At 38.0% G+C, this 5,790-nt stretch carries 1 protein-coding gene and 2 pseudogenes; 2 read left to right on the top strand and 1 reads right to left on the bottom strand.

Annotated features, from left to right (window positions below; translation table 11 throughout):
* Positions 1-69 (top strand): annotated as a pseudogene (locus IM477_RS23405) (IS200/IS605 family transposase); the annotation flags it as partial.
* Between the two features lie 428 nt (positions 70-497).
* Here IM477_RS23405 and IM477_RS15250 read toward each other — a convergent pair.
* Positions 498-4,348: pseudogene (locus IM477_RS15250) on the bottom strand (class I SAM-dependent DNA methyltransferase).
* Positions 4,349-5,068: 720 nt separating this feature from the next.
* Between IM477_RS15250 and IM477_RS15245 the strand changes: the two are divergent.
* On the top strand, positions 5,069-5,647 hold the full coding sequence (locus tag IM477_RS15245) for a transposase (protein WP_002761735.1): 579 nt from the start codon (positions 5,069-5,071) through the stop codon (positions 5,645-5,647).
* The last annotated feature ends 143 nt before the right edge of the window (positions 5,648-5,790 follow it).

Below are 5,790 nucleotides of genomic sequence, written 5' to 3'. Positions count from 1 at the left end.
TCTTCTGTAGGAGGTGCGCCACTGGAAGTTCTTAAGTCTTATATCAAAGATCAGGAAAAGCCGTCGTAAAACGACGGGGTTTTAACCCAAATTTTCGATAAAGTTAGTCTAACCAAACCAGCTTTAATCCTTGCCGCAAAGCTTTCCTTTTCGTCCCTATTTCTTTCGCTCGTTAATTTCTCTGAAAACCCCTATATATATTTAGGCACGGATTCCCATTATATAAAAAGTATAAGTCAAGTCTTGGCTTTTGTCAAGCATTTTGGTTGAGATTCTTTTGGGTGTAAGCTGTACTGAATTTAAATTACTTGTTGAGATAAGGCACTCTTGCAATAGGTAAGAGGAAGGTATAGGGGAAGCGCGGAGATGGGTTTTAAAGTTCGATTGGGAGTTCATGAGAACAAATGTATCAAATTTAAATCCCCCTTTTTAAGGGGGATTTAGGGGGATCAAATTTTTGTCAGTCCTTTGGGATGCTTTTGGGTGCGTTACTACATTTATTTGATTTCCCCCTCTATTATCCTGATTTCTTCCTCGCTTAATCCATACAATTCATACACTATTTGGTTAATTTTTGTTTCTAACTCCTTGACTTCTTTTCCCTTAGCTTCTAAACATTGTTTAACTAAAGATTCGATCGCTTGTTTTTGGGTTTCTGTTGCATTAGCGATAGGAAAATCTTTGATAAAAATAGAACTCGGTTCATAAAAATTACCCTGTAATTTTGCTAGTATTTTTTCAAACAGAAACATCACTACACTAGAATTAAGAATAGCTAGTAAAGTTAGATCATTACAGGAAATAATAAAGGCTTTTTGATTGGTGTAATAACCAGAATCGTCAAAGGTAAATTCGTTACGTTTACAGATATTTGGATAAATAATTTTAAGTTGTTCAAATTCTTGCCAATACTTACAAGAACGCAATTCCCAAAAAAAGCGACCTTGATCATCTCTTTTAATTAATTTATCCCGAAATTCTTGAAATCTTGCATAAATTGCGGGATAGGTTTGAGCAAAGATTGCTTCTGCTTCTATTTTACCTTTATCTGACCAAGGATGACTTTTATTTTCCGATGACTCAATTTTAATTAAATACTGTTCAGCGAAATCTATTCGCCATCTTTTTACATCTCGTCCCCGTAGAAAAGGTTTAATAACTTCCTGGGAGGAGGGATGTTCACTAATTAATCTATCGCGGGTGATTTTATCAATCACAAAAGCTTCATTTAAACCTGTTTTAATGCCATAATATAATTTACCTTTTACATATTCTCCCAAAGGAGTACCGACTTTTTGCAATTTAGCCAATAAATCTAAAGTTTGTGAAGATTCTAATTTCCAACCATCAGCAGATAAATTAGCTTGAGTGACGGTTAGATAATCTTGTTCTAGAATTGTGGCAAACTGGGTGATATTTTGCTCTTTGTGTTTATCCCAAGCTAAAGCTTTAAACTGATTGCCATCCCATTTATCTTTACTTAAAGCGATAATACTGGGATAAGCGGTAGCTTCTTCAAAGACAGGAAAATCACCAAAGTCAATTAAATTAAAAATTTTGGTCGAATCGCTGAGAAGTTGTCTTAATTTTTCCCCGTATCCCGAACGAAAATATTTATTTGAGGAGATATAAGTTAAATAACCTTTAGTTTTGAGTATTTGTAAACCCCTCTCATAGAAATAGACAAATAAATCGGCAATCCCGGTATAGGATTGATAAATTTTCTGCAAGATAGGTTTAATATTTTTGAGTTCCTCCTGTCGGATATAAGGAGGATTACCTATAATGACATCAAAACCGATAAAATTCCCCTTATCATCTAGAACTTCGGGGAACTCGAAGCGCCATTCAAAAGCATTATGATAAATCTTACCGCTTTCAATCTCCTCTAGTTGCGGACGTAACTTATCAATCTCATTCCTTAACTGACTAATCTTCCTTTCCCGCGCTTTCTTTTCCTTCGGTGACTCCTCAAATAACAAAATTTGATTCTCCAGACTATATAAATCCGTTTCCAAACCGCGCAAGCGCTTTTTCAGAGGATTATCTAACTGTAAAGTCTGACGAAAACTACTCTTAATCTCACTTATCAATCTCTCCATCTCGCGCTTTTGCGATTTATCCTCCGCGTTGCGATAGACTCTCACCGCATCCTTATAACTCTCGATACTTAAACGATTTTTGCGGGAAAAGACTTGTAAATCATTGGATAACCCAAAGCGACTAATCAGAGAATTGCCAACCTTGATATTAATATCGATATTCGGTAGCGTCTCTAACTCGTTATCTGCTTTGTAGTAAGCATTCTTGAGTAACTCAATCCATAAACGCAACCGACAGATTTTCACCGAGTTGGGATTGATATCAACTCCAAAGAGACACCCCTCAATCAGACGCTGTTTTTCCTGAAATAAAGTCTCCTGTACGCGCTGACTTTCTCGGTTGCGGGGATTATACTCAAACAGATTACCGTCATCATCGGTGACGATTAACTCATCGTTCACCACCTCAACCCGATAATCCCTGAGAGTTTTCCCCTCTTTATCCACTAAAATCTGTAACTCACTCTTAATTGCGATTATCTCGTTCAAAGCAGAAACAAGAAAATGTCCCGAACCCACCGCAGGATCACAAATTTTGAGACTATTGATAATAGCATTGGCTGCCGTTTTATCTTTGATGCGGTTATATACATCCTCGATTGTCTGACAATCCCATCCCTGACTCTGGTTAAATTTCTCTATCACTGCGCGTCGAATCGTTTCCCGACACATATACATAGTGATGAAACCGGGGGTGAAAAAGGAACCATCCTTATATCCGTTGATTTTCTCGAAGATTAATCCCAACACCGACGCATTGATAAGAGTCTTGTTATCCTCCTGTATCGCTTCCCCACCTTCGCTGCTAAAATCGTAGGCATTGAGAAACTCGAATAGGTATGCTAAAGCGTTGATTTCTCCTGTTCGCTTTTTCCCCTGACTATCCTTTAAGACTGTTCCCGCAAAAATCTCTAAATTCTCCGAACGCAGGTTACTGATAACTATGGTTGACTGTTCTAATTCCGTCGGTTCAAACAGAGAACTGTTGAGATAGGGAACCTGAGTATAGATATTCTGGATGTCTCTGCTTCTTTCTGACTGTTTTTTTGCTAAGACGCTGAAAAATAAGCGATTTAAGTCGTCATAGTCGGCAATTTTGCTTAAATTGAGAAACCCTAGGGACTTATCCCCCCGATGATAAGCTAAACGGCTTTTACTTCGGATCACCGATATAGACTCCAAAAGGGTTATAGCTGTTGGATCATGCAGGTTAAGCGCCGTTTAGCTTACCTAATTATCTGCGCTTCTAATAGCTTCAGGAAAAGGATTCTATTTATCCAAGTTATCCCCAACTCCAAACCGATATTAAATAGTCTCTCCTCCTCCGTCTCCCCAAATTCTTCGGGATTGGGTAAACGAGAGATTTTATCTAAACTCTCTACTTGACTGATAGCGTTCTCTAGCAGCGAACCGGGTTGACGCGCTGCTGGTTGCAGACGTTGGATGAGTTTTTTTCCTCCCTCTTTTATCTCTGTCAATCCGATGATATGCAGCAGTTCACTATAAAAGTTCTTGTCGAGACTGTTGCTATCGTTCGCAAAGGGGAGTTTTAAGAGGTGTTCGGGAGAAAAGATTTTATAGAGACTGATGAGGTTATGTTCGTCCTCCCAGATGGTTTGGGAGTATTCCCGCAAGTCAAAATGGGTGTATGTCAGGGAATCGAGTCTGGAGTTAAGGAAGGGTTCTCCTATCTGTTTGTAGAAGAAGTCGGTGGTTTTTCCCGTCAGTCTCCCCGTCTCAAAGTCATTAAACTGTCTGACAAGTTCCTGATTTTCTGCGAATAGTCTCTCGAAGATATTCCCGTCGAAGATAAACCACTCATATATATTGGTAGCAATCAGATGTTTTATCTCTAGGTTTTTCTCGGTTATTCTTTCCCGAAGGAAGTAGAGGAGTAATTCCTGTAATGCTTTACAGTTGAGTTTGTCTCTCCGCAGCATCTCGCTTTTATTGCTGGGTTTCTTCACTTCCAATATCACCCCCACGGAATCCCGCGACTCTTTCGAGTTATGGATGACTAAATCATTCCTTCCCTTGGTGTTGATGAAATGTTGAGGACTGTAGTAGCTGTGTTTGAGAAAGTCTGCAAGCAGGTTTTTATGGAATTCCTCCGATTCTGTCTCGTTTATACTTTCCAAAAGTTGTCCTAGGTGGGTTTGAAACTTCTCCACCTGACTACGACTCGGTTTGACTCTCAGAAATGCTTTGTTTAATGCTTGTCGGGGAGAGAAAATTTCAGTCTTCATACCTTTATCCTATTCCTACCCGATTTTTGAGGCTATTTTTTTCTCTCTTATCTTCCCTCAAAAACCCTATATATATGGGCGCACGGATTCCCATTATACATAAAGTATAAAGCAAGTCTCGCCATTTGTCAAGGGTTTTTAGAAAAAAATCGAGCCGATTTTATAATCACCGTAACAACAATTCAGATCGTAGGGATAATTCCGTAGGGATAATTCCGTAGGGATAATTCCGTAGGGATAATTCCGTAGGGATAATTCCGTAGGGATAATTCCGTAGGGATAATTCCGTAGGGATAATTCATGAATTATCCCTACTCAGGAATGCTTTGTTTAATGCTTGTCGGGGAGAGAAATTTTCTGTCTTCATACCTTATATCCTTATTCCTACCCATCCCGATTTTTGAGTCTATTTTTTTCTCTCTTATCTTCCCTCAAAAACCCTATATATATGGGCGCACGGATTCCCATTATACATAAAGTATAAAGCAAGTCTCGCCATTTGTCAAGGGTTTTGAGAAAATCTCCCCACTTCCCAAGATGTGAGGGAAATTGCCAGTAAGTTTGCAGGGGTAGAAAGGTTAAAGGAAGCGGTCGCAACGCGCTCGCTACGCGAGACCGAGCAGTTACAATTATTGTTATCTTCAGCTTGATCTTATTTTACTAAATAGCCAAAAACTAAAATAAGATTCCTATTTATTGTCCTGACAAGGAGATGAATAAATGAATAACTTTTCTGATAAACCCCATCGTCGTTCCTTAAGATTATCTCACTATGATTATTCTCAATCGGCTGCATATTTTGTGACAATCTGTATTAAAAATAGTGAAAATTTATTAGGGGACATACAAGATAACGTCATGAATCTTAATCAATTTGGTCAAGTTGTTAAGGATATTTGGCATAGTTTAGATACTCGTTATAAAGAAGTTATTTTAGATGAATTTGTGATTATGCCTAATCATATTCACGGAATAATATTTATTGATAACCCATTAGAGATAATTCATGAATTATCTCTACCAGAGGAAAGGCGAAAAATGTTGTTACCTAAAGTGGTTGGTTATTTTAAAATGAATAGTGCTAAACTGATTAATCAATTGCAGAGTACTCAAGGTCAATCGGTTTGGCAAAAGAATTATTATGAACATATTATCCGTGATGAGGTTTCCTTAACGAAAATTAGAGAATATATTGTTAATAATCCTTTAAAATGGCATCAAGATATCGAAAATCAGCAAGTCAAACCTAGTCAGGAGGAAGTTCAGTTTTGGCAAAGCTTCGGTAGAAAGGATTTATAATCACTGTAACAACAATTCCTATCGTAGGGATAATTCCGTAGGGATAATTCCGTAGGGATAATTCCGTAGGGATAATTCATGAATTATCCCTACTCAGGAATGATTTGTTTAATGCTTGTCGGGGAGAGAAATTTTCCGTCTTC

The organism is Microcystis sp. M090S1 (assembly GCF_020246295.1).
GTDB lineage: Bacteria > Cyanobacteriota > Cyanobacteriia > Cyanobacteriales > Microcystaceae > Microcystis > Microcystis aeruginosa.
This window is presented reverse-complemented; position numbering and strand designations above follow the sequence as displayed.